The organism is Paracoccus cavernae (assembly GCF_042430175.1).
GTDB lineage: Bacteria > Pseudomonadota > Alphaproteobacteria > Rhodobacterales > Rhodobacteraceae > Paracoccus > Paracoccus cavernae.
This window is the reverse complement of the sequence record NZ_JBHMDZ010000002.1, coordinates 220,309-242,124: the sequence shown is the minus strand read 5'-3', so window position 1 is coordinate 242,124 and position 21,816 is coordinate 220,309. Positions and strand designations below refer to the sequence as shown.

The 21,816-nt window shown below is 62.3% G+C and carries 19 protein-coding genes, 1 tRNA gene and 2 pseudogenes; 16 read left to right on the top strand and 6 right to left on the bottom strand.

The window, feature by feature from the left end:
- Positions 1 to 13: 13 nt before the first annotated feature.
- Entirely contained in the window at positions 14 to 3,493 is a 3,480-nt protein-coding gene (gene mfd, locus ACFFUC_RS04790; protein WP_377684030.1) for a transcription-repair coupling factor, read from the top strand.
- A 371-nt stretch (positions 3,494 to 3,864) separates the two neighbouring features.
- Here mfd and ACFFUC_RS04785 read toward each other — a convergent pair whose 3' ends face one another.
- Positions 3,865 to 4,047, bottom strand: coding sequence for a hypothetical protein (locus ACFFUC_RS04785; protein WP_377684168.1), 183 nt, complete (start codon positions 4,045 to 4,047; stop codon positions 3,865 to 3,867).
- Between the two features lie 52 nt (positions 4,048 to 4,099).
- Here ACFFUC_RS04785 and ACFFUC_RS04780 point away from each other — a divergent pair.
- The 14 genes and pseudogenes from ACFFUC_RS04780 to ACFFUC_RS04715 all read left to right on the top strand — a co-directional run.
- Positions 4,100 to 5,046, top strand: a pseudogene (locus tag ACFFUC_RS04780) (IS3 family transposase); the annotation flags it as partial.
- Positions 5,047 to 5,073: 27 nt separating this feature from the next.
- On the top strand, positions 5,074 to 6,384 hold the full coding sequence (locus ACFFUC_RS04775; RefSeq protein ID WP_377684162.1) for a Mu transposase C-terminal domain-containing protein: 1,311 nt from the start codon (positions 5,074 to 5,076) through the stop codon (positions 6,382 to 6,384).
- Positions 6,294 to 6,860: pseudogene (locus tag ACFFUC_RS04770) on the top strand (AAA family ATPase); the annotation flags it as partial. The gene ACFFUC_RS04775 and the pseudogene ACFFUC_RS04770, both read left to right, overlap by 91 nt.
- Positions 6,861 to 6,990: 130 nt before the next feature.
- Positions 6,991 to 7,272, top strand: coding sequence for a DUF3164 family protein (locus ACFFUC_RS04765; RefSeq protein WP_377684160.1), 282 nt, complete (start codon positions 6,991 to 6,993; stop codon positions 7,270 to 7,272).
- Complete coding sequence (locus ACFFUC_RS04760) at positions 7,229 to 7,750, top strand: GapR family DNA-binding domain-containing protein (protein WP_377684028.1); 522 nt, start codon at positions 7,229 to 7,231, stop codon at positions 7,748 to 7,750. Before ACFFUC_RS04765 ends, ACFFUC_RS04760 begins: the two co-directional genes overlap by 44 nt.
- A 229-nt stretch (positions 7,751 to 7,979) precedes the next feature.
- The gene (locus ACFFUC_RS04755; RefSeq protein ID WP_377684026.1) at positions 7,980 to 9,011 is read left to right on the top strand and encodes a phage tail tip lysozyme; all 1,032 of its coding nucleotides are present in this window, start codon (positions 7,980 to 7,982) and stop codon (positions 9,009 to 9,011) included.
- The gene (locus ACFFUC_RS04750; RefSeq protein WP_377684024.1) at positions 9,011 to 9,667 is read left to right on the top strand and encodes a hypothetical protein; all 657 of its coding nucleotides are present in this window, start codon (positions 9,011 to 9,013) and stop codon (positions 9,665 to 9,667) included. The genes ACFFUC_RS04755 and ACFFUC_RS04750 overlap by 1 nt, the downstream gene beginning before the upstream one ends.
- Before the next feature lies 1 nt (position 9,668).
- Entirely contained in the window at positions 9,669 to 10,280 is a 612-nt protein-coding gene (locus tag ACFFUC_RS04745; RefSeq protein WP_377684022.1) for a hypothetical protein, read from the top strand.
- Positions 10,277 to 10,678: a DUF6950 family protein gene (locus ACFFUC_RS04740; protein ID WP_377684021.1), complete on the top strand. Its 402-nt coding sequence runs from the start codon at positions 10,277 to 10,279 to the stop codon at positions 10,676 to 10,678. Before ACFFUC_RS04745 ends, ACFFUC_RS04740 begins: the two co-directional genes overlap by 4 nt.
- Positions 10,569 to 13,271: a hypothetical protein gene (locus ACFFUC_RS04735; protein ID WP_377684019.1), complete on the top strand. Its 2,703-nt coding sequence runs from the start codon at positions 10,569 to 10,571 to the stop codon at positions 13,269 to 13,271. Before ACFFUC_RS04740 ends, ACFFUC_RS04735 begins: the two co-directional genes overlap by 110 nt.
- Entirely contained in the window at positions 13,268 to 13,816 is a 549-nt protein-coding gene (locus ACFFUC_RS04730) for a hypothetical protein (RefSeq protein WP_377684018.1), read from the top strand. Before ACFFUC_RS04735 ends, ACFFUC_RS04730 begins: the two co-directional genes overlap by 4 nt.
- A complete protein-coding gene (locus tag ACFFUC_RS04725) occupies positions 13,813 to 13,986 on the top strand; it encodes a hypothetical protein (protein WP_377684017.1) in 174 nt (57 codons plus the stop codon). Before ACFFUC_RS04730 ends, ACFFUC_RS04725 begins: the two co-directional genes overlap by 4 nt.
- 124 nt (positions 13,987 to 14,110) lie before the next feature.
- Positions 14,111 to 14,950 (top strand): hypothetical protein, encoded by an 840-nt coding sequence (locus ACFFUC_RS04720; RefSeq protein WP_377684016.1) that lies wholly within the window; start codon positions 14,111 to 14,113, stop codon positions 14,948 to 14,950.
- Between the two features lie 151 nt (positions 14,951 to 15,101).
- A complete protein-coding gene (locus ACFFUC_RS04715; RefSeq protein ID WP_377684015.1) occupies positions 15,102 to 15,299 on the top strand; it encodes a hypothetical protein in 198 nt (65 codons plus the stop codon).
- Positions 15,300 to 15,583: 284 nt separating this feature from the next.
- Here ACFFUC_RS04715 and ACFFUC_RS04710 read toward each other — a convergent pair.
- From ACFFUC_RS04710 to phaC, 4 genes are all read right to left on the bottom strand, one after another.
- Positions 15,584 to 15,673 (bottom strand) — tRNA-Ser (locus ACFFUC_RS04710).
- A gap of 45 nt (positions 15,674 to 15,718) precedes the next feature.
- Positions 15,719 to 16,291 (bottom strand): polyhydroxyalkanoate synthesis repressor PhaR, encoded by a 573-nt coding sequence (phaR, locus tag ACFFUC_RS04705; RefSeq protein ID WP_377684013.1) that lies wholly within the window; start codon positions 16,289 to 16,291, stop codon positions 15,719 to 15,721.
- Positions 16,292 to 16,488: 197 nt separating this feature from the next.
- A complete protein-coding gene (locus ACFFUC_RS04700) occupies positions 16,489 to 16,956 on the bottom strand; it encodes a phasin family protein (RefSeq protein ID WP_377684011.1) in 468 nt (155 codons plus the stop codon).
- A 158-nt stretch (positions 16,957 to 17,114) separates the two neighbouring features.
- Positions 17,115 to 19,463, bottom strand: a complete 2,349-nt coding sequence (phaC, locus tag ACFFUC_RS04695; RefSeq protein WP_377684009.1) for a class I poly(R)-hydroxyalkanoic acid synthase — start codon at positions 19,461 to 19,463, stop codon at positions 17,115 to 17,117.
- A gap of 105 nt (positions 19,464 to 19,568) precedes the next feature.
- Between phaC and phaZ the strand changes: the two genes are divergently transcribed.
- On the top strand, positions 19,569 to 20,921 hold the full coding sequence (phaZ, locus tag ACFFUC_RS04690) for a polyhydroxyalkanoate depolymerase (RefSeq protein WP_377684007.1): 1,353 nt from the start codon (positions 19,569 to 19,571) through the stop codon (positions 20,919 to 20,921).
- Positions 20,922 to 21,009: 88 nt separating this feature from the next.
- Here phaZ and ACFFUC_RS04685 read toward each other — a convergent pair whose 3' ends face one another.
- Positions 21,010 to 21,765, bottom strand: coding sequence for an alpha/beta hydrolase (locus ACFFUC_RS04685; protein WP_377684005.1), 756 nt, complete (start codon positions 21,763 to 21,765; stop codon positions 21,010 to 21,012).
- Positions 21,766 to 21,816: the final 51 nt, after the last annotated feature.

Below are 21,816 nucleotides of genomic sequence, written 5' to 3'. Positions count from 1 at the left end.
AGACAATTAGGTCATGCGCATGCCCGATCAAATCATTCTTTCCGGTGCGCCCGAAGGCTACGACGCGGCTTTGATCGCGCGCGAGCTGGAACGCGGCAATCCTGTCATCCATATCGCCCGCGACGACCGCCGCATGGCGGCAATGCGCGGCGCTTTGGGCTTTTTCGCGCCCAAAGCCGTGGTGCTCGAATTTCCGGCCTGGGATACGACGCCCTATGACCGCATTTCGCCCGCGCCCGCGATCATGGCGGCCCGAATGGCGGTGCTGACGCTCCTTGCGCACAAGGCCCTGCGCGGCCCCTTCATCCTGCTCACGACGCTCAGCGCGGCAATGCAGCGCGTGCCCGCGCGCGCAGTCGTGCGCGAGGCCGGTTTTTCGGCGGCCGTCGGCGACCGCATGGACGAGACGGCGTTGCGTGCCTTTCTCGTGCGGATGGGCTTCACGCTCGCGCCGACCGTGACCGAACCCGGTGATTATGCGCTGCGCGGCGGGATCATCGACATCTATCCGCCGGGCGAAAGCGGGCCGATCCGGCTTGATCTTTTCGGCGATGTTCTGGACGGCGCGCGCCGTTTCGACCCCGAGACCCAGCGCACCACCGAAAAGCTGGACCGTGTCGAGCTTGCCCCGATGTCCGAAGTCATCCTCGACGAGCCCGCCATCACGCGCTTTCGCCAGAACTACCGCATGGAATACGGCGGCGGCGCGAATGATCCGCTTTACGAAAGCGTCAGCGCCGGCCGCAAACTCGCGGGGATGGAACATTGGCTGCCGTGGTTTCACGACGGGCTGGAGAACCTGTTCGACTACCTGCCCGAAGCGAGCATCGTCAGCGACGATCGTCTCGATCAGGTGCGTGACGCCCGCTGGCATACGATTTCCGAACAATTTGATGCGCGCCGCGAGGCGCTCAACCGGCGCGTCTCGGACAGCCTTTACCGTCCGGTCCCGCCCGAGACGCTCTTTCCCGACGAGGCCGAATGGCAGGGCTGGCTTGCCGGCCAGCGCCATCTGCGTCTCTCGACCCTGCGCCAACCGCCCGGTCCGGGAGTGCTGGATGCCGGAGGCCGCGTCGGCCGCAATTTCGCGCCCGAAAGGCAAGACGAGAACAAGAACCTGTTCCATGCCTTGGCCGACCACATCCGCAAGCAGCGGGCCGGTGGCCGCGTCGTGCTCGCGAGCTTTTCAGAAGGTGCGCGCGAGCGTCTGGCGGGGCTGATCGCCGACGAGGGCATCGAAGGCGCGAGCCTGATAGGCGACATCCGCGACTTGCGGGCCGACAAGGCCGCTCTGGGTCTGGCGATCTGGCCGCTCGACGAAGGTTTTGTCGTCGAGCGTGACGGCGAATTGCCCCTGACCATCATCTCGGAACAGGACGTTCTGGGCGACCGGCTGGTGCGCGGCGCCAAAAAGAAACGCCGCGCCGAGAACTTCCTGCGCGACACCCAAAGTCTGACGCCGGGCGATCTGGTGGTCCATGTCGAGCACGGGATCGGCCGCTATACCGGCCTCGAAACCGTCAAGGCGCTCGGGGTGCCGCATGATTGCATCGCGCTGGAATATGCGGGCGGCGACAGGCTCTATCTGCCGGTCGAAAACATCGAGCTTCTGACGCGCTACGGCCATGAGGAAGGTCTTCTGGACCGCCTCGGCGGCGGCGCATGGCAGGCGCGCAAGGCCAAGCTCAAAGAGCGCATCAAGCTGATCGCCGACCGTCTGATGCGGGTCGCGGCCGAGCGGCTTTTGCGCACCGCGCCCGTGCTCGAGCCGGAATTTCACGAGATCGAAAGCTTCGCCGCGCGCTTCCCCTATACCGAGACCGACGACCAGGCGCAGGCGATCGCGGATGTCGCGGCAGATCTCGCGGCCGGTCGCCCGATGGACCGGCTCGTGGTGGGCGATGTCGGCTTCGGCAAGACCGAGGTCGCGATCCGCGCCGCCTTCATCACCGCCTCGCAGGGGATGCAGGTTGCGGTCATCGCGCCGACAACATTGCTCGCGCGCCAGCATTTCAAGAGCTTCGCCGAGCGTTTCCGCGGCACCGCGATCAATGTCCGCCCGCTCTCGCGTTTCGTTTCGGCCAAAGATGCCGCCGAGACCCGTAAAGGGCTGGCCGAAGGCAGCGTCGATATCGTCATCGGCACCCATGCGGTTCTGGCCAAACAGGTCAAATTCAAGAACCTCGGCCTGCTTGTTGTCGACGAGGAGCAGCATTTTGGCGTCGGCCATAAAGAGCGCCTCAAAGAGCTGCGCAGCGATATCCATGTGCTGACGCTCACGGCGACCCCGATCCCGCGAACGCTGCAACTTTCGCTGAGCGGGGTACGCGATCTCTCGGTAATCGGGACGCCACCGGTCGACCGCCTCTCGATCCGAACCTATGTCAGCGAATTCGATACGGTCACCATTCGCGAGGCGCTTTTGCGCGAAAAGTACCGCGGCGGCCAAAGCTTTTTCGTGGTGCCGCGTCTGTCCGACCTGCCCGAGGTCGAGGATTGGCTCAAGGAAAACGTGCCGGAAGTCAGCAGCATAACGGCACATGGACAGCTGGCTGCGGGCGATCTCGACCAGCGGATGAACGCATTTTACGACGGCAGCCATGATGTGCTTCTGGCGACGACGATCGTGGAAAGCGGCCTCGACATTCCGACCGCGAATACGATGGTCATCTGGCGCTCGGACATGTTCGGCCTCTCGCAGCTCTACCAGATCCGCGGACGGGTCGGCCGCTCAAAGGCGCGCGCCTATTGCTATCTGACCACGAAGCCGCGCGTTCCGTTGACCCCGCAGGCGATCCGGAGATTGAAGTTTCTGGGCTCGATCGACAGCCTTGGCGCGGGCTTCAACCTCGCCTCGCAGGACCTCGACCAGCGCGGTGCGGGCAACCTTCTGGGCGAAGAGCAATCCGGCCACATCCGCGAAGTCGGCTTCGAACTCTACCAACAGATGCTGGAGGAAACGATTGCCAAGCTGAAATCGGGCGAAATCGAGGGCACGCCCGACGACGAATGGGCACCCCAGCTGAACCTGGGCGTGCCGGTGACCATTCCGGAAAGCTACATTGCGGATCTCGATGTCCGTCTGGGCCTTTACCGCCGCCTTTCCGAGCTTTCGACCAAGGTCGAGCTCGAAGGCTTTGCGGCCGAGCTCATCGACCGCTTCGGCCCGCTCCCGAGAGAGGTCAACACGCTTCTTCTGGTCATCCGCATCAAGGCCATGGCCAAGCGGGCCAATATCGCCAAGCTCGATGCCGGTCCCAAAGGTGCGACGATCCAGTTCCATCAGGACAAATTCCCCAATCCGCAAGGGCTGGTTGCGTTCCTCACCGAGCAGCACGGTCATGCCAAAGTCACCGACAACAAAATCGTTGTTCTGCGCGACTGGGCGACAGACGGCGACCGGATAAAGGGCGCCTTCGGAATCGCACGCGATCTGGCAGCCAAGATCAAGGAAGGCAAAGCAGCAACCGACGCGACGAAACGCCGGCAATGATCGCCAATGAAGGCGCATGGGCGAGAACTGCGGGCGAAGTTCCTTCGCTCACACGACCGCCCCTGCCCCTAACCGCTTTCACGCGACATCTCCTCCCAAGTGGATGCGCCCACGGTTTGATGGTGCACTCCTTTTCTTTGGAATTGAAGGATGGCCTATGGGGCAATTTCGTCACTGCAGCGCCACGACCACGCACGCCGCCAGAGCGGCAATACGGCGACCGCAAGCTTCGTTCGCGCAGCTAAGTCGGGAGCTGGGGCAATCCCAACACCGTTTCGAAGAGGCGCAAGCACGCGACGGTTGAGGATATGTAGACCGGGCTCCGAGCCTTGGGTAATCCGCCCCGTTTTAACGGGGTGCCGAAGTAGACTTCAGGCAGCCATCTTCAGTTTCTGGGCGGGTGTGATGTCGCCGACGCCCGCGCTCATTGGTCTCGAGCCAATGGCGACACAATTCGCGCTGGGGCGCTCATTATTGTAAGTCCATAGCCAGTCGGTTGCGATCTCCTGCGCCTCCTCGATGGTTTCAAAGATGTAGTGGTCCTGACCTGCCACGGAATTTTTTCTCCGCCGTTGATTGGAGTCCGATCCAATTTGAGGACGGACAATGAAGCGAACGAGTTTCACGGACGAACAGATCACCGGCATCTTGGCCGAGCACGAAGCAGGCGCGAAGTGCGCGGACCTGTGCCGCAAGCACGTCATGTCGGAAGGCACCTTCTATAATTGGAAGGCCAAATTCGGCGGCATGACGTTGTCGGGGGCGAAGCGGCTGAAGGCGCTTGAGGATGAGAACGCGAAGCTGAAGAAGCTGCTGGCCGAACAGATGCTCGATCTCTCCGCGATGACGGAACTGGTTTCAAAAAAGTGGCGACGCCTGCAGTGAAGCCCGAGGCGGTCGCGCATCTGAGGTCCCTACGCGGGCTCTCGGAAGGGCGGGCGTGCCGGATTGCCGGGGCGGACCGCAAGATGGTCCGCTACCGAGCACAGCGCGAGCCGGACACGGTGCTGCGTGGGCGGTTGCGGGAGCTGGCCAACGAGCGCCGACGGTTCGGCTATCGGCGGATCTTCGTGCTGCTGCGGCGCAAGGGAGAGCCTTCCGGGATTAACCGGATCTATCGGCTCTGCCGCGAGGAAGGGCTGACGGTGCGCAAGCGAAAGGCCCGGCGCAAGGCTATCGGGACGCGAGCCCCGATCCTGGTGGAGGCGCGGCCCAATGCGCGCTGGTCTCTGGATTTCGCTTCGCGGACCTTCGGTTCGTCCATGACCAATTCGCCAAAGGGCAGCGCTTTCGGGTGCTCAACGTCGTCGACGACGTCACCCGGAAATGCCTCGCGGCGATCCCGTTCGCCATGGGCCTCGGACCAGTGGCGGCTTCATGGCTCACCCTCAAGCTCGGGGCGCCGAGTGGCGCGTTAACTGACGGCCCTAATCGAGCGCCGCGGCAAACCCGGAATGATTGTCAGCGATAATGGGACGGAGCTGACCAGTAACGCAATCCTGCGGCGGTGTGCCGAGCACCGGATCGAATGGCACTACATTGCGCCGGGCAAGGCCTATGTCACGCGCACCACCGAGGATATGTGGCCGACCACGATCTACACGGCCGACGGCAAGACCTTCGACGCGGAAATCGCGGATCCGGTGACGAAACGCGCCATCCGGCCGGAAATTACCACGGTCCTTGACGTGGTCACCCGCAAGATCGTCGGGATCGCGCTGTCGCGCTCGGAGAACCAGAAAGCCGTCGCCGAGGCCCTTCGTAACTCCTGCTGCGGCTCTGGCATCCCCGCCGTTTTCTACGTCGATCGTGGCCCCGGCTATCGCAACAAGGCGATGGACGCGGATGTCGGGGGCCTCATGGGGCGGCTCGGCATCACCAAGATGCATGCCGCGCCTTATGACTCGCAGGCGAAGGGTCGGATCGAGCGCCCGAACGCCACGGTTTGGGATACCCTCGCGAAAAGGCTCCCGACCTATATCGGCAAGGATCGCGACAAGGAGGCTGGTGACAAGGTCCACAAGATCACCCGCAAGCAGCTTAAAGAGTTCGGCGAATCCCGTCTTCTGCCGAGCTGGGAGGATTTTGTTCGCCTCTGCGAAGCTATGGTCGCAGAGTACAACGACCTGCCTCATCGCGGCCTGCCGAAGTTTCAGGATCCTGACACCGGCAAAACCCGCCACATGACCCCCAACGAATGCTGGGCTGCCCATGTGTCGAACGGGTTCGAGGCTGTCGAGGTTGACCCCGGCGAAGCCGATGACCTGTTCCGGCCTTACGAAATTCGCACCGCCCGCCGCGCCCAGGTGCAGTGGAACGGCAACTTCTACTTCGACCAGGACCTGGAAGCCTATCACGAAGAGAAGGTCATGGTCGGTTACGATTACCATCAGGCCGACAAGGTCTGGGTGCGCGAATTCGACGCTGAATCGGGTCAGCCCGGTCGCCTGATCTGTGTCGCCCGCTTCGGCGGCAATAGCGAACGCTACATCCCGCTCAGCTACGAACAGAAATCGATCGAAGATCGCGCCAAGGGTCGGCTGCGCCGCCTCGACGACAAGCGCATCGAAGTCGAAGCCGAGCGCGACGGGCTTTTGCAGATCGAGGCCCAGCGCGACGAGGTCGCCGATTTCATCGACCTGTCACCAATCCAACCCGAAACGGTCGAGGCCTTTGCCCCGATCGAACTCCCCGCACCCAAGCCGCGCCGTCAGGTTTTCACCTCGGATGAGGAACTGGCCGCGTGGGCGCTGGAGAACCCGAACGACCTTTCGCCGAACCAGATCGCGGTTTTGCGGAAATGCCTGAGCCGCCCCATCGGTCAGGAAAACCTGAGAGCCAATGGCATCGACACGGAGGCGCTTCGAACCCTCCTCCGTGCCGTCGCCTAACGAAAAAACGTCAGAAACGAGGAGAGCATATCATGAAAAACGCTTTTGTTGAAACGTCCAATTACCGCCGCTTCACGTCGGCATTGACCCGCCTTGATGATCGCGGCGCGGAGGAAGCCTGCATGGTCGTGGTCGACGGCAAGCCGGGCTTGGGCAAGACCGCCACCATGTCGCGCTGGACGACCCAAACGGGCAGCATCTATCTGCGCGCCCAGAAGGGCTGGGATTACAGCTGGTTCATTCAGGAAATCTTGGCCGAGCTGTCGATCACCAACGTCCCGAACCGCAAGCGAGACCGCTTCCGTCTGGTCATCGAACGCCTCGACGATCTCGGCACCTCGGCCGCGCTCGAAGGGCGCCCGTTCAGCCTCGTAATCGACGAGGCCGACCTGATCTCCTCGAAACCCGAGGTCATGGAGGGCATTCGCGGCATCTCCGATCTGAAGTTCCTGCCCACCATCCTCGTCGGCATGGGCAAACTGCGCGATCACTTGCGCCGCTTCCCCCAGATCGAGAGCCGCGCCCCGAACAAGGTCGAGTTCCTGCCCGCCACGCTCGATGATGCGCGCGACCTGATCACCGGCCTCTGCCAGGTCCCCGTCGCCCCTGGTCGACGAATGCCTGAACGAATGGTCGGCAGACTCGCGCCCAGAGATCCGCGCCCTCGTCACCAAGGCGTTCAACACCGACAAGGAAGGCAAGATCAACCGTTCGGAGATCTTCACCCTGCTGCGCCTCGACATCGTGGACGAGCGCTGGCAGCGCGCGATGCAGGCTATCCGTGATGCGATCCGCGTGACCGGTTCCAAAAGCTATATCCGCTTCTGGATGCGCGAGGGCATCGATGCGCCGCGCCAAGCCATCACCATCGATCTGGCGAGCGCTTGATATGCTGCAGACCCAAACAATCCGCCCCACAGTTCCCTTCTGGACCCTTCAGGGTACGGTCGATCTTGCGAACCTTCGCCCCGAAGACACCACGGCGGAAATCCTTGCCGACGCCATGGCCAAGATCAATCGCTTCTCCGGGCGAACGCCGCAGCCTTGGCCGGTCGCCTCGCATTCGGTTCTGGTAGAACGCCTCGTCGCTCCCGAGCTGGGCCCGTGGGCTTTGCTTCACGACGCCCATGAGGTCTTCCTCGGTGATCTGACCATGCCGGCCGTCGAACTGATCTGCAAAGGATTCGACGGCGGCATGGTTGAGGAAGCAATCCGCGAGGCGAAAGGGCGGCTGGATCGCATGATTGCAGCCGCCTGGCATCTGCCCGTCCGCTCGCTCATGGCTTTGCGCAAGCGCGACAAAGACGACATCGCCGAGGAGGCATCGATCCTCGATATGTATTGTGCAGCGTTGGGGATGGCGTGATGGAACAGTTCATCCTCCTCATCCGCACCATTTTCGGCTGGATCTTCAAGGGCGGGTTTGCCGCGATTTCTGCCGCACATGCCGCCAAGGCCGGCTTGACCGACCGGCCGCGCCGCAATCGTCGCATGGATGCCACCGCGCTGAATGATCGTCGCGGCTCCGGCATGCGCTGCCGTGGTTTCCTCGGCTCACCCTGCCCTGATCTTCACCCCGCAAAAGCTCAGGGGGTGTGCAGGCGCAGGTCTGGCAGTTCTTCGCGAGCAAGGGGATGGCCCCGCACCAGATCGCGGGGATCATGGGCAATATTCAGGCCGAAAGCGGATTTGATCCGCTCGCAGTCGGCGATGCGGGCCAAGCCTTTGGCCTCTTCCAGTGGAACGACCGCAAGCAGAACCTTTTCGATTTCATCGGAGGCAAACAGAACCTTGGCGATATCCAGAAACAGTTGGAGTTCGCCTGGCACGAGCTGATGACCACGGAGCGCCCCTCCTACAACCGGCTGATGGGCCAGTCCGATGTTCGCGGCTCGACCGATGCTTTCCTCGGGTTCGAGCGTCCCAAGAACTATTCGCTGTCAAACCCTTCCGCATCGCATGGCTACGACACCCGCCAAGCGGCGGCCGCAACAGCCTATTCCCAGATGAACCAAGCCGCGCTCGATGCCGCTGCCCAGATCGGCCAGCTCGGCACCGACGCCACGCGCGCCGGCACCGGCATGGAAAACCTCGGTGCCGGCATGGGCCAGTTCGGTGGCCAGCTCGGCCAGATGCTTTCGGGTCTCGCGGGCGCGGTCGGCGGCAAGACCGGTGGCATTTTGCAATTCGTTCTCGGGATCGGCAGCCAGCTCGCGGGCGGGGCCAAGCTTTTCCGAAACGGCGGCTTTACCGGCGCGGGGGATCCCGATCAGGCGGCGGGGATCGTCCATGCCGGGGAATATGTTTTCGACGCCGAGGCAACCCGCCGCATCGGCATCGCCAATCTCGAAGGCATCCGCAGGGGCGGCATGCGCGGCTTTCGCGACGGCGGTTTCGTCGGCACCGCGCCCATGCTCGGGCGGGCCGCCAATAGCGCTGCACCGGTGCAGAGCGGTGGCGAGAATGGACGCCCGGTCTTCCAGATCAACGTCAACGGCGCGCGTGGCAATGCCGAGATCAGCGAGATGGTCCAGAACGGCGTCCAGAGCGCGCTCGAAACCTATGACCGCCTTGTCATGCCCCGTCGGGTGCAGGGCGTGATCAATGATGCAAGGGATGTCGGCTGATGGCGGCTCTGACCTTTCCGCTATCGCGTGCGGCGTTCTTCGACCTTCTGCCGATCCGCAAGATCACCCTCGATATTCCCGAGGTCGTGGCCCATTCGCGCACGCGCGGCGGGGAGATCATCGCCTCCGACAATGGCGCGCGGCTCTGGCAGGCAGAGATCACTCTCGGCCGCACTTTGCGCGAAGAGTTTGCCCAGGTCCGCCCGCTTCTGAACCTGCTGCGCGGCGCAGCCGGCTCGTTCATGATGTGCGATCCGACCCGACCCTTCCCGCAATGGGACCCGACCGGCTCCAAGCTCGGATCGGCCGGCCCGGTGATTTCCGCGCTCCCCAACGCGCGCGAGATCTCGATCAGCGGTCTGCCGGCCAATTATCGCCTGATGCGCGACGATCTGATCGGCTTCACCTATGGGACCAACCCCCAGCGCTTCGCTCTTCATGAGGTCGTGACGCCAAGAAACGCCAATGCCTCGGGCGCGCTCACGCTCCTCGAGGTCAACCCGCCCCTGCGCCCCGGTGCGGCCGTCGGCGCGGCGATCACGCTCATCCGTCCGGTCTGCAAGGCGATGATCGTGCCCGGATCCTTCAAGCCCGGCGGGTTCGACGCGACCCTCTCCGAAGGCACCACCTTCAGCGTCATCCAGACCTTGAGGTAACATGCTCACGCTCGACCCCGCCGTCAGCGCCCATCTCGCGGCGCGCAAGCCGATCAAATCGCGCCGTTTGCTTTGGGTCTCTGCCCAGAACCGCACAACCGGCGCGGTCGAGACCATGGGTCTGTGGACCGGCGACGACCATCAGGACTTCATCATCAAGGGCGAGAACCGCACCTATTATGGCGCAGGCTCGGTTCTGGAAATCGAGGGCATCCGGCGCGCGGCCGGCCTCGATGTCCGGACGCTTCAGGTCAAGGTCTCGGCGATCAGCCCCGAGGTCGAGATGCTCATTCGCGGCTATGACGCGCGGCTCGCGCCGGTCGAGATCCACCGCGTCTATTTCGACCCTGCGACCGATCAGCCCTTGGCCGCACCGCACCGCATTTTCAAAGGCTGGATCGACGAGATCGATCTGCCGACGCCGGCCGAGGGTCAGGTCGCGGCCGCCAAGATCAAGCTGGCCAGCAACGCCCGCGCCGGAACGCGCGGTCTCACCCTGAAAAAATCCGATGAAAGCCAGAAACTGCGCCGCTTGGCCGGCGGCGCGGCCGATCGCTTTTACCAATACACCGATGTGTCCGGTGCCGTTCCTGTCCGTTGGGGGGAAAAATGAGGCTCTTTGACTGGGAGGCCCGCCTCTCGACCTATATCGGCGCGGTCGCCCGCGAGGGCTTCGCCTATGGCAGGCATGATTGCGCGCTCTTTGCGGCCGGCGGCGTTCAGGCGCTGACCGGCACGGATCCGGCCGCATCGTGGCGCGGGCGCTATTCCACCGAACTCGGCGGTCTGCGCCACCTGCGCCGCGCGGGCTTTTGCGCTCGCACCAAGTGCGGCGCAGAACGCCTCGCTCGGCCCGATCGGCATCCTGCCGCTCAGCGCCGACAAGGTGTACCGCATCACCATGCGCTTCTGGTCGGCATCGGGCTCTCGCGGGCGGCTCCATTTCGTCTACCTCGATGCGGCCGGCAACCGCATCATCAACACCAACCATGTCTTCCGCCCCGCCGGTAACCTGTTCCCGGCAGGCGAGATCATCACCCATACCGTGACGCTCGGGGCCAATGCCGGCGGTCTGGTCGACCTGCAGGTCACCAATGCCAACTGGCAAACGGCTGCCCAGATCCGCTTCGCGCTCGACACCGCCGTCGTGCAGTCCGAGCCGTTCAAGCTCTACGAGTTCCGGATCGAAGACGTCACCGAAGCCGATGCGGCCGCGCGCCATGCCAAGCTTTCGGCCGATGCCGCCACTGCCTCGGCCACTTCGGCAACACAGGCCGCAGCCTCCGAGACCGCTGCAGGCCAATCGGCCGGCGCTGCCGCCAATGCCAAGATCGAGGCGGAAACCGCGCGCGGACAGGCGCAGGTCGCCTCTGGTCAGGCGGCACAATCGTCGACCGATGCAGCGGGATCCGCCTCGCAAGCCCAGAGCCATGCCGCGCTTGCGGCCATCGCCAAGGATGATGCCGGCAACTCGGCATCCGCAGCCGCAGCCTCCTCGGTCACCGCGACCACGAAAGCCACGGAAGCAGGGCAAAGCGCCTCGCTCGCGTCCAGCCATGCCGGCACGGCACAAACGCAGGCCGGCATCGCCACATCGAAAGCGGCCGAAGCACTGACCTCGGCGAGCGGCGCGGCCGGATCGGCCATCGAGGCCAAATCCTTCTCGCAGCTCGCCGCGCTCGCCCTCTCGGGCGGCAGCGCCAAAAACCCGACCTTCCTTGATTGGAGCGGGGTCTTTCCGCCCCATATCGGGGTGGTCGCTGGCTCCAGCGGCACGATCGGCAAAGCTGTCGGGAAGTATGGCTATGCTTTCGAGCTGGTCACGACCTCGGTCGCGACGGTCGGCCCCTATGTCTTTCACGACAAAACCACCCTGAACGGTGTCACCAATCCGCAAAAGCTCCTGATCACGATCGAGGCCGAGCCGCTTAGCGGCTCGCTCGCCGGCATGGTCCTGCAATGCGGTTGGCATGACGCGCCAACCAACAGCTGGGGCTGGGCGGCTGTCAGGATCGGGCCGAACCTGACGGTCGGCGGCGGCATCCAGACCTATCAGGCCGTGCTGGAACGCCCCGCAGCATGGGCGGCCGGCAAGACGATCGATGATGTCTCGATCCGCTTCATGCCCAGCTATACGACCGCAGGCGCAACGGCGGCGATCAACCGCGTCAAGCTCCACCGCTTCGATGCGCAGGTCATTCTCGCCGATTCCTATATCGACCAGCAGCTCAAGACCAAAGCCACGCTCGACGGCATCGCCGAGACCTCCTACGTCATGCGGGTGAAGGCCGGCGGGGCATCGGCCGGTCTGGAGATGGTCGCGGCCTCGAACCCCAACGGTCCCGCATCCGCGATCCGCATGTCGGCCGACGAGATCCTGCTCGACGGCACGATCAAAGGCCCAATGATGGAGATCGGCGCGATCGGGGCCAGAGAGATCGCGGCGCGCTCGATTGTGGCATCCGCACTTGCGATCATGGATCTGACAAACCTTGTCCCTGATGACCAGCTCCAAGACGATGTGTCCTGGATCAAGGGGATTGCCTTCCGGCTGCGCCCGATCACCGCCAGGGGCGATGTAAAGTCGGTTGGCGACCTCTATTACACGCACGCAGACAACGTGAATGCGAACGTTCAATACGCTTATTCCCGCAACTTTTTCCCGGTCACGCCGGGGGATGAGCTCTTTGTCTCCGGTCAGGTCATCAGGGCTGCCGGAACGATGATGAACGCGCGGATCCAGCTGCAGTTCTTCGACAAGTCCGATACCCCGATCCCGTCGGGGGATGTCGCCAATATCGTCACGATCAACGGTACGGCCAATACGGCCGCGCCTTACGAGGGCTCGACCGTGGTTCCGGCAGGTGCGCTGCAAGCGCGCTTCCGCTTCGCCGCAATTCATGCAGGGACCGACAGCAATATTGCCTTCGGCGCTCCGACAGTCAGGATCAAGGGCACGGGCAAACTCCTCGTTGACGGCTCGGTCCATGCCGACAAGCTGATCGTGGGAACCGTGCATGGCGGATTGATGGCCGCGACCGGCATCATCACGAAAGTCGGTCAGATCGATAATGCGGTGATCAGGCGCGCCCATATCGGGTTGGGCGAGATCGACGAGCTGCGCATCAAGGGCAATGCCTTCTTCGTTCCCTATCGCTTCACCGCAGCCAACGTGCAAATCCCGACGGCGAACCATATTGCCAACCAGCGCCTCCTGCTCGACAGGTCCATCACCGGATTGGGTGACGGCGGCTTCTTGGTCACAGTCAACGCCTATATGGCGACCACCACCCACTATGACTGCTTCGGCGGGCTGGTCCTGACGACGACGATCGATGGTGTGATCACGGGAACGGCTTCCGGCCTCCAAAGGTTCGGCATCCGCACCACCGGCGGCGACACCGGCTTCCGCATCCCGATCGCGATGTCAGCTTCCGCCTTTGGCGGCGCGACAGTCAGGTTCCAGCTCTACGGCTACAACGGCCATTGGACGGGCGACTTCGAGCGCATCAATGCCGAGACCGGGCAATATGTGAACCCCCGCTCCTCCAACCCCTTCAACATCGAGGGCATCACCCTCTCTGTTTCCGCGAGCCGCCGATGATCTTCGTCTTTCTCGACCCCGACACCAACCTCATGACCACCGCAAGCCTCGAACCGGAGGGCATCGACGCGATCGAGGTGGATGATGAGTTCTTCGACATCAACAGCGTCTACATCTCGGAAGGCCGTCTCCTGCCGGTTCCACCGGCACCGAGCGCTTTCCATTGGTTCGACCCGTCGACCGGCATCTGGGTCGACGACCGCAGCCCTGCCGATGCCCTCGCAGCTGCGCGGGCCGCAGCGAGCATGAGCCGGTCCGACTTTGTCCTTGCGATCAAGAACTCCGGTCTTGTCGACATGTCGCTCACCGAGGCGGGTCAGGCCGCGCGCGGGGAAATTCCCGCGCCGTTCGAGACGATCATCGCATCATTGCCCGCCGGCATGCAGCTCGAAGCCGTTGTCCGGTGGAGCGGAGCCACCATGATCGAGCGCAGCAATCCGATACTGGCCGTCTTGGCCGGGGCCCTGTCGATCACCGACGCCCAGCTCGACGCGCTCTTCGATATTGCCCCACCCACCGATCAACCACAGGAGACCCAACCATGACCCTTGATCCCCGCCTCGATACCGCCCCGCTCGAAGCCCTGCGGGAGGAAGCCCTGACCGTGGCCGACGAGGTCGACGGCATCTCCATGCTCGACGTCAAGCGCGAGGCCGACTTCAAACTCGCGCAAGCCATCAACGCCGTGAAGGTTTTGCGCAAGCTCTCGGCATGAACGAAAAAATCCGGCCTCGTATAAGGGGGCCGGATTTATTGGGCGGGGTGTTAGAAAATTTTTTATGGCCTCGCATTCCTGACAGACCAGACAGCTGTTTTCGAATCGAACAGGAAAGACGAGCATGACGCTGATATCTTTTAGGCAGCTTATTCACATGATCGAACTTAATAGTCAGTACACCGTGGCTGCCATGAGCTTCCTGTCCGGCCAGTCGGGCGAATGGAAGGTCATGATCCAATTGCTGGCACGGCAAACGATCGGACCATTCTCCCCCCCCGTGGAAATGAAAGCCCATTTTATAAGGAGCTGTAAAAACCTTCTGGCCGCATCCCAGGCCCTTGGACTGAAAGCCTCCGAAGCAGCGGCAAACCGTGCAGTGAAAGAGAGCCTCGAACTCCTCGCACACCCCTATCTGGATGCCCATATCCTTGGCCGTCTCGTGAGCCTGGCAGACCATCTCGTTCAAACATTTGGTGATGAGATCGAAGGGCGATCTTTCTTCGTTATGCCCGCTGCTCACTCGAAATACTTCAGCAGTGATCAAGCCTTCGGTGCTGATGTCGAAGACGCCTTCCCATCTGCGTCATTCGATATCTCCGAGGCGGCAAAGTGTCGTGCTTTCGGGCGCTGGACCGCCAGCGTTATGCATCTCATGCGAGTGATGGAGGTCGGCCTCTCATCGTTGGCCAAGCACTACGACGTGGTTCACGATGCCAACTGGAATCAAGTCATCAATCAGATTGAGGCGCGCACGAGGGAAGTCGGGAAGCGCAGCCACGGTGCCGAGGCAGAGCAATGGGCAGCTGAAGCAGCAACACACCTTCGCTTCGTGAAAAATGCGTGGCGCAACCACGCTATGCACCCGCTAGAAAAATATGATGAGGACCGCGCCGTCCTGATCTTCGAAAACTGTCGGTCATTCATGCAGCATCTCGCAGGTAAACTGGCCGAATTCGACTGATCAATATGGCAGTTGCACCTGTCAGGATCTCGAGCAAGCGCGGCTTCCTGACAGCTGCAGCCGCTCGCCCCACACCCAGATGCTCGATCAAAGTGAAAAAACTACGTCACGAAGCTAGCGCGCGGCGACAGCAACAAACAGGACAAGCGGAATGAACTACCCTATCAACCTCTGGCCAGACGGCAGCGTTGTGACTGAAGACGGAGAAGTGATCGGAACCCATGACCTAATCGATGGTGCCATCTGGACTTTTACCCCTGCCGACGGGAGCGAGAGCATCCTCAGCGACGCATTCATGAGCTCATTTTGTGAGAAGGTTCACATGTGGTGGAAGGCCAAGTGCGCCTAAGCATCTTTAGGGGTGTGACTTAACGAACCGCCCGCCTCACGCTCCGGTGCTCGATCAAGGTGAAAAATTGTCGTCGCGAAGCTAGTTCACTTTTGTCGCAAAGCTAGTGCGCCGCAACAGCAACACGCAACAGAAACTCTTCGCGAAGTCGACCACTACACCAAGTCGGCCGACCGTCGCCGCGCGGTTCGAGGAACGGACCAAGGTCAGAACGTTGGAAAATTCCCTGACACAGGTGGAAAACCCGTAAATTTCCAAATAAATTCAATCACTTAAAAGAGGGGTGGCGGACAGTGAGGGATTCGAACCCTCGAGACGGTTCCCCGCCTACACACTTTCCAGGCGTGCGCCTTCGACCACTCGGCCAACTGTCCGTTGCCAGTCGTCTAGCCCGTGACAGAGCCAGACGCAAGCACTCTTCAGAGCTTTGAAATCCGTTTCTGAAGTTCGGCGAGCTGGCGGCGGATTTCGGACATGTCGTCGCCCGATCCATCCGCGGTTTTGCCGTCGCCGTTGTCCTCGTCGCGCTCGGGGCCGCTGCTCGTGGGCCAGCCGGAGGACATCGCCTTGAGGAACATCTCCTGCTGGCGGCGCAGTGCCTCGAAGCCCGGCATCGAGGACATCGGATTGGGAAAGGTCGAGAGGTTTTCCATGACTTTCGACTGGCCCTCGCGCAGCATTTCAAAGCTCGCGGCCAGAAACTGCGGCACGACCGATTGCGCCTGCGTCGTGTAGCTGCGCACTAGATCGGTGAGCACGTCGAGCGGCAGGACATTCTCGCCACGGCTTTCGTGTTCGGCGATGATCTGCAGCAGATATTGGCGCGTCAGATCGTCGCCGGACTTCAGATCCACGATCTGCACCTGACGCCCCGAGCGGATGAAGCCGGAAATATCGTCGAGCGTGACGTAGTCGCTGGTCTCGGTATTGTAGAGACGGCGGCTGGCGTAGCGCTTGATCAACAGCGGCTTGGTGTTATCGGCCTCGGACATCGTCATCTCCAGGTATTGCAATTGCAGCATGATGGAAAAACGACCGGCAAATTGCAAAGAAAAACAGCAACCCGCAGCGTGGTTTGCGGAGAGTGCCGCATCCTGCCCGATGATGTGAAAAAAGGGACGGATCACCCGCCCCTTTTCTTCGATCTCGACTGTCCGGCTGCGGGGATGACCCCGCGCCGCGATCCCGATCAGGCTTTCGGTGCGCCAGCCGTTGCGGTCGCTGCGGCTTTCTTGACAGCTGCCTGCGTGTCGCGGGCGGCTTTTTCGGCCACTTTCTGGGTTTCCGAAGCGATATCCTTGCCTGCGGTCAGCATCAGATCGACGGTGTCCATCTGAACCTGCTTGGCGACTTCGGCGAAGGAAGCCATATGCTCTGCAGCGGCTTCAGCAGCAGCCGAAGCGAAATCGCTGGTGGCTTTGGCGTAATCGGTGACGTCTTCTTTCGACGAAGCCAGCTCGCCGAAACGGGCGATGGTGTCTTTCGCCCACTGGGCCGAAATCTCGGTCGAACGCTCGGCAGCGGCCAGCGAGATTTTCGCCAGTTTTTCGCTCAGTGCGGTCTGCGATTTGAAGGCTTCCTGGAAGGACGACGTGTCGACCGGGAATTTGCCGATGATGTCCTGGAAGGCTTTGGTGAAGTCAGGGGTCTTGGCCATTTGTGCTACTCCGATGAGGCGCTCAAGCGGTAGAGCTGCCGTTACAACTTTTCCTTGACCGTTAGATACATTCTGCACCGCAGCATTTCAAGACATTTATTGCTGCGGTGCAGAAATTATTCGCCAAAACCGTTCAAGTCGCTGTTTTCCCGATCGGATCAGGCGCGCTCATGGACGAATTCACCCGGTGCAGGTCCGAAACCCTCGCCCGGATCGCGCGGTTCGACCAGCCCGCCCGAGCGTTTCGCCAACCATTCTCCCCAGCCGTTCCACCAGCTGCCCTCGTGATATTGGCCCTGCTTCAGCCAGTCTTCGCTCTCGCCGCCGAAACCGGCATCCGAAGTGTAATGGCCGTATTTCTTCTTGCTCGGCGGATTGATGATCCCTGCGATATGGCCCGATTCAGAAAGAACGAACGTCCGGTCGGTCGAGGCCATCTGCGCAATGCCGCGCCAGCTGTCGCGCCAAGGCGCGATATGGTCGGTCTCGCAGGCGATGGCGCAAAGCGGCAGCGTCACATCCGAGATCCGCACCCGCTCGCCCAGAACGTCATAGCCTTCGCCGACAAAGGCGTTCTTCTGGCAAAGGCCGCGCAGATATTCGACCGCCATCCGGCCCGGCAGGTTGGTGCCGTCGCCGTTCCAGAACAGCAGATCGAAGGCGGGCGGTGTCTCTCCCAGCATATAGCTGCGCACCGCCGGCCCCCAGACGAGATCGTTCGCACGCAGGAAGCTGAAGGTCCGCGTCATCAGCGAGGCGGGCAGAATGCCGTTATCCTTGACCTCGCCCTCGATCCCGTCGACGAAATCATCCTGCAGATAGGTCGTGAATTCGCCCTGATCGGCAAAATCGGTCAAGGTGGTAAAGAAGGTCGCCGAGTTCACGCGGTCATCGCCGCGCTTTTTCAGCAGCGCCAAGGTGAGCGCCAGTGTCGTGCCCGCGATGCAATAGCCGACCGCATTGACCTTTTGCTCGCCGGTGAGGTCCTGAATGCGGTCCATGACCTCGAGATAGGCCAGCACATAATCGTCCATGCCGGTATCGGCATAGCTCACATCGGGGTTTTTCCAGGCCACGACGTAAAGCGTGAAACCTTGATCGACGATCCATTTGATCAGGCTGTTTTGCGGCTTGAGATCGAGGATGTAGTATTTGTTGATCCAGGGCGGAAACATCACCACCGGAACGGCATGAACCTGCGGCGTCGAGGGTTTGTACTGGATCAGCTCGTAAAGATGGGTGCGCGCGACGACCGTGCCTTCGGTGGTGCCGATATTCTCGCCCACGGTAAAGGCATTGCGGTCGGCCAGCGAGACGACGATCTCGCCGCCGTTCTGCTCGACATCGCGCACGAGGTTTTCAAGCCCCTGCACAAGGCTTTCCCCCTCGGTCGCGACGGCTTTCTCCAAAGCGTCGGGGTTGGTCGCAAGGAAGTTCGTCGGTGCCATCATGTCGATGATCTGGCGGGTGAACCATTCGACGCGGCGCCGCTCGATCACATCGTCGATCTCGAGATCGTAGGCGGCTTTCTCCATCGCATCGGCATTGATGAAGTACTGCCGGCGCACGAAGCTGAAGAAAGGATGGCTTTCCCAAAGCGGGTTCGAGAAGCGGCGGTCCTTCGGCAGGTCCTGTGGCGGCGGGGTGAACTGGCCGCGCGCCATCGCCTGCTGGGTTTCCGCGAAATGGCGCAGGGTCTCGCCCCAATAGCTGACCTGCTGCCCAAGAATGCGGGCGGGCTGCTCGGCCAGAAGCTTGAGCCATGCGGTCGTCGCGGTGGCATAAAAATCGGCACCCGGCCCTTCGACACCGGGATTGACCGGGCGGCGCAGCGAAAGCGCGGCCATCAGCCTTTGGGTCAGCCCCTCGATGCGCTCGATATTCTGGACGAGCTGGCCGGGAAGGCTGCTGTTGGGACCAAAGGCGGCCTCGACGAAGGCGGCGGTCGGGTTGGTGGCAGCGGCCTCGCCCGTCGCATCGCCGGACTTTTGCGCTGCGGCATTCGCCGCAGCCTGCTGCCCGGCGGGGGCCGGTGAGGGGGCAGGTGCGCGGGACTGGGCGGGGGCTGCGGGCGTCGATGCTGCAGGCCGCTCTTTGGGCGCGGCGACGGCTTCCGAGGCTACGGCGACGGGTCGCGCGGCGGCAGGCTTTTTGCGCGTGGTGGTGCGGGTATCGCTGCGTGTGGTCGCGCGGGCCCTGCTGGCCGCCGCACGCGGTTTATCGGCATCGCTTTTGGGGGCGGCCGCTTTGCGCGCCCCTGCCCCCTCTTTTCCGGCTGCGTCACCCTTGTTCTCGGCCTTGCCGGATAGGGCTGCGGCTTTACCGGAAACAGCAGGTGCCTTGCGCTTGGCGGCCGCGCTTTTGGCCGACGCGATTCGCGAGGAAGAAACCGGCGCTTTTGCCGTCAGATTGGACGAATCTGTTGCCGTCTTGCCCGAGTCGGAGGAGTTTGTACTGGTTTCAGACAGTTCCGGCGGAAGCTCAGGCTTGTCCTCTCTGCTTGTCATAAATTTAAATCCTCCCTACTTATAACAGACATTATGCCTAGCGCGGACCGCAGGTAAAGGCGCACATGGTCGTGCGATGATTACATCAGAGAAAGTAAACGCCTCATGAAGTACAAAGGCCTGCGGGGGATCATCTCTTACGACGCGCTGGAAGCGATCCGGAACACCAACGAGTGGATGGGCGCGAGCGCCCGCGCCATCGCCTCCTACCCGCAATTCGCGCTGATGCCGAACCCGATGTTCAAGCTGATGTCGGCATGGGGCCGCGTGACAGAGCGCAGCTTTGCCCGCATGGTCATCAAGCCCGACTGGAAGATCCCCTCCATCGCCGGCGAGGATGGTCAGGACCATATCATCTATGTCGAGCCGGTGCTCGAAAAGGACTTCGGCGATCTGGTGCATTTCCGCGTTGCGCGCCGTGATCCGATGCCGCGCAAGGTTTTGATCATCGCGCCGATGTCGGGCCATTACGCCACGCTGACCCGCTCGACCGTGGCCTCGCTTCTGCCCGATTGCGACGTCTATATCACTGACTGGCACAATGCCCGCGACATCCCCGTCAGCGCCGGCAAGTTCGATATCGAGGATTACACCAAATATCTGGTGGAATTCTTCCGCTTCCTCGGCCCCGACACCAATGTCATCGCGATCTGCCAGCCCGCGCCGCTGGCTCTGGCCGCGACCGCGATCCTCGCCGAAGAAGACCCCGCCTCGCAGCCCCGTACCCTCACGCTGATCGGCGGCCCGATCGATCCCGATGCCGCCGCGACCGAAGTCACCGATTTCGGCAACCGCATGACCATGGGCGAGCTGGAGCATCTGATGATCCAGCAGGTCGGCTTCAAATACCGTGGCGCGGGCCGCATGGTCTATCCGGGCCTTGCACAGCTGTCGTCCTTTATCGCGATGAATGCCGAAACCCATACCTCGGCCTTCATCGACAAGATCTTTGCCGAGGCGCGCGGCGAGGGCTCGGAACATGACCGCCACAACAAATTCTATGACGAATATCTCTCGGTCATGGATATGACGGCGGAATTCTATCTCTCGACCGTCGAGCGCATCTTCAAAGGGCTCGAGATCGCCAAGAACGAATTCACCGTTGACGGCAAGAAAGTCGATCTGGGCAAGATCAAAGATGTCGCGATCATGACCGTCGAAGGCGCGAACGACGACATCTCCGCCCCCGGCCAATGCGTCGCGGCCTTGCGTCTGGCGACCAATGTTCCGGCGAACAAAAAGGTCGAGCATCTGGAACCCGGCGCGGGCCATTACGGCATCTTTGCGGGCAAAAGCTGGCGCCTCAATATCCGCCCGCTGGTTCTCGATTTCATCGACGACAATCTTGCGGGCAATGACGAGCAATTCCGCCGCCGTCGTCGCAAATCCGGTTCGGCCGCAGAGAAAGCGGCAGCCGCGCCCGCGGCCAATGGCGACGCAAGCCGCGTCACCCACTGACGCGACAGCGCGCAACCAATGCGAAAGGCCGGTCCCGCGACCGGCCTTTCGCTATCGGGCCGCCCTCAACCGAAGGGTGCTTGCCCGCTCAGGCCGTGCAGGCCAAAGCCTCGAGCACCTCGCCCGTCGCTTCCTCGATCAGATGAAGGCAATCGGGGGTCGAGAAACGGTGATCCGCGCCTTTGACCAGATTGAGCCGGATATCCTGCCCCTTGGCATGGCCGAGCAGCCGCAACGCCCATTCCTGCGGCACATCCGCATCTGCCGTGCCTTGCAGGAAGCGCGTGGGGATCGCGAGCGTGAGCGGCTCGGCAAAGACCAGATTGTTGCGGCCTTCCTCGATCAGGCGGCGGGTGATGACATAGGGCGCGTCGTAGTCGCTGGGGATTTCGACATGGCCGTTTTCGGACAGCATGCGGCGCTGCGCATCGCTGAAGCCCGCCCAAAAGCCGTTCTCGGTGAAATCGGGCGCGGCGGCGATCGTGACCAGACCCGCGACGCGCTCGGGCATGTCGCGCGCGATCAAAAGCGAGATCCAGCCCCCCATCGAGGAGCCGACCAGAACCTGCGGCCCCTCGGTCAAGGCGGAGATCGCGGCTTTGGCGTCGGCAAGCCAGTCGCCGATCGCGCCCTCCTCGAAAGTCCCGCTGCTCTCGCCGTGGCCGGAATAGTCGAAGCGCAGGAAGGGACGGCCCTGTTCGCGCGCCCAAGCCTCGAGCGCGACCGCCTTGGTGCCCTGCATGTCCGAACGGAAACCGCCGAGGAAAACGATGCCCACACCTTCGCCCGCCGTGCGGTTATAGGCGATCCGGCGTCCCTGCGGCGTGTCGAGATAATCGGTCATGCTGTACCCCTTGCTTGCCTTGATACCTTGCGCCACAGCGATAGCCGCAAT

Bases quoted from the DNA above. Each gene is read 5' to 3' on its own strand.
- mfd (WP_377684030.1), top strand. From the start codon at position 14: ATGCGCATGCCCGATCAAATCATTCTTTCCGGTGCGCCCGAAGGCTAC.
- ACFFUC_RS04775 (WP_377684162.1), top strand. From the start codon at position 5,074: ATGTGGCCGACCACGATCTACACGGCCGACGGCAAGACCTTCGACGCG.
- ACFFUC_RS04760 (WP_377684028.1), top strand. From the start codon at position 7,229: ATGCGCCGCGCCAAGCCATCACCATCGATCTGGCGAGCGCTTGATATG.
- ACFFUC_RS04750 (WP_377684024.1), top strand. From the start codon at position 9,011: ATGGCGGCTCTGACCTTTCCGCTATCGCGTGCGGCGTTCTTCGACCTT.
- ACFFUC_RS04745 (WP_377684022.1), top strand. From the start codon at position 9,669: ATGCTCACGCTCGACCCCGCCGTCAGCGCCCATCTCGCGGCGCGCAAG.
- ACFFUC_RS04740 (WP_377684021.1), top strand. From the start codon at position 10,277: ATGAGGCTCTTTGACTGGGAGGCCCGCCTCTCGACCTATATCGGCGCG.
- ACFFUC_RS04735 (WP_377684019.1), top strand. From the start codon at position 10,569: ATGCGCTTCTGGTCGGCATCGGGCTCTCGCGGGCGGCTCCATTTCGTC.
- ACFFUC_RS04730 (WP_377684018.1), top strand. From the start codon at position 13,268: ATGATCTTCGTCTTTCTCGACCCCGACACCAACCTCATGACCACCGCA.
- ACFFUC_RS04725 (WP_377684017.1), top strand. From the start codon at position 13,813: ATGACCCTTGATCCCCGCCTCGATACCGCCCCGCTCGAAGCCCTGCGG.
- ACFFUC_RS04720 (WP_377684016.1), top strand. From the start codon at position 14,111: ATGACGCTGATATCTTTTAGGCAGCTTATTCACATGATCGAACTTAAT.
- ACFFUC_RS04715 (WP_377684015.1), top strand. From the start codon at position 15,102: ATGAACTACCCTATCAACCTCTGGCCAGACGGCAGCGTTGTGACTGAA.
- phaR (WP_377684013.1), bottom strand. From the start codon at position 16,291: ATGTCCGAGGCCGATAACACCAAGCCGCTGTTGATCAAGCGCTACGCC.
- ACFFUC_RS04700 (WP_377684011.1), bottom strand. From the start codon at position 16,956: ATGGCCAAGACCCCTGACTTCACCAAAGCCTTCCAGGACATCATCGGC.
- phaC (WP_377684009.1), bottom strand. From the start codon at position 19,463: ATGACAAGCAGAGAGGACAAGCCTGAGCTTCCGCCGGAACTGTCTGAA.
- phaZ (WP_377684007.1), top strand. From the start codon at position 19,569: ATGAAGTACAAAGGCCTGCGGGGGATCATCTCTTACGACGCGCTGGAA.
- ACFFUC_RS04685 (WP_377684005.1), bottom strand. From the start codon at position 21,765: ATGACCGATTATCTCGACACGCCGCAGGGACGCCGGATCGCCTATAAC.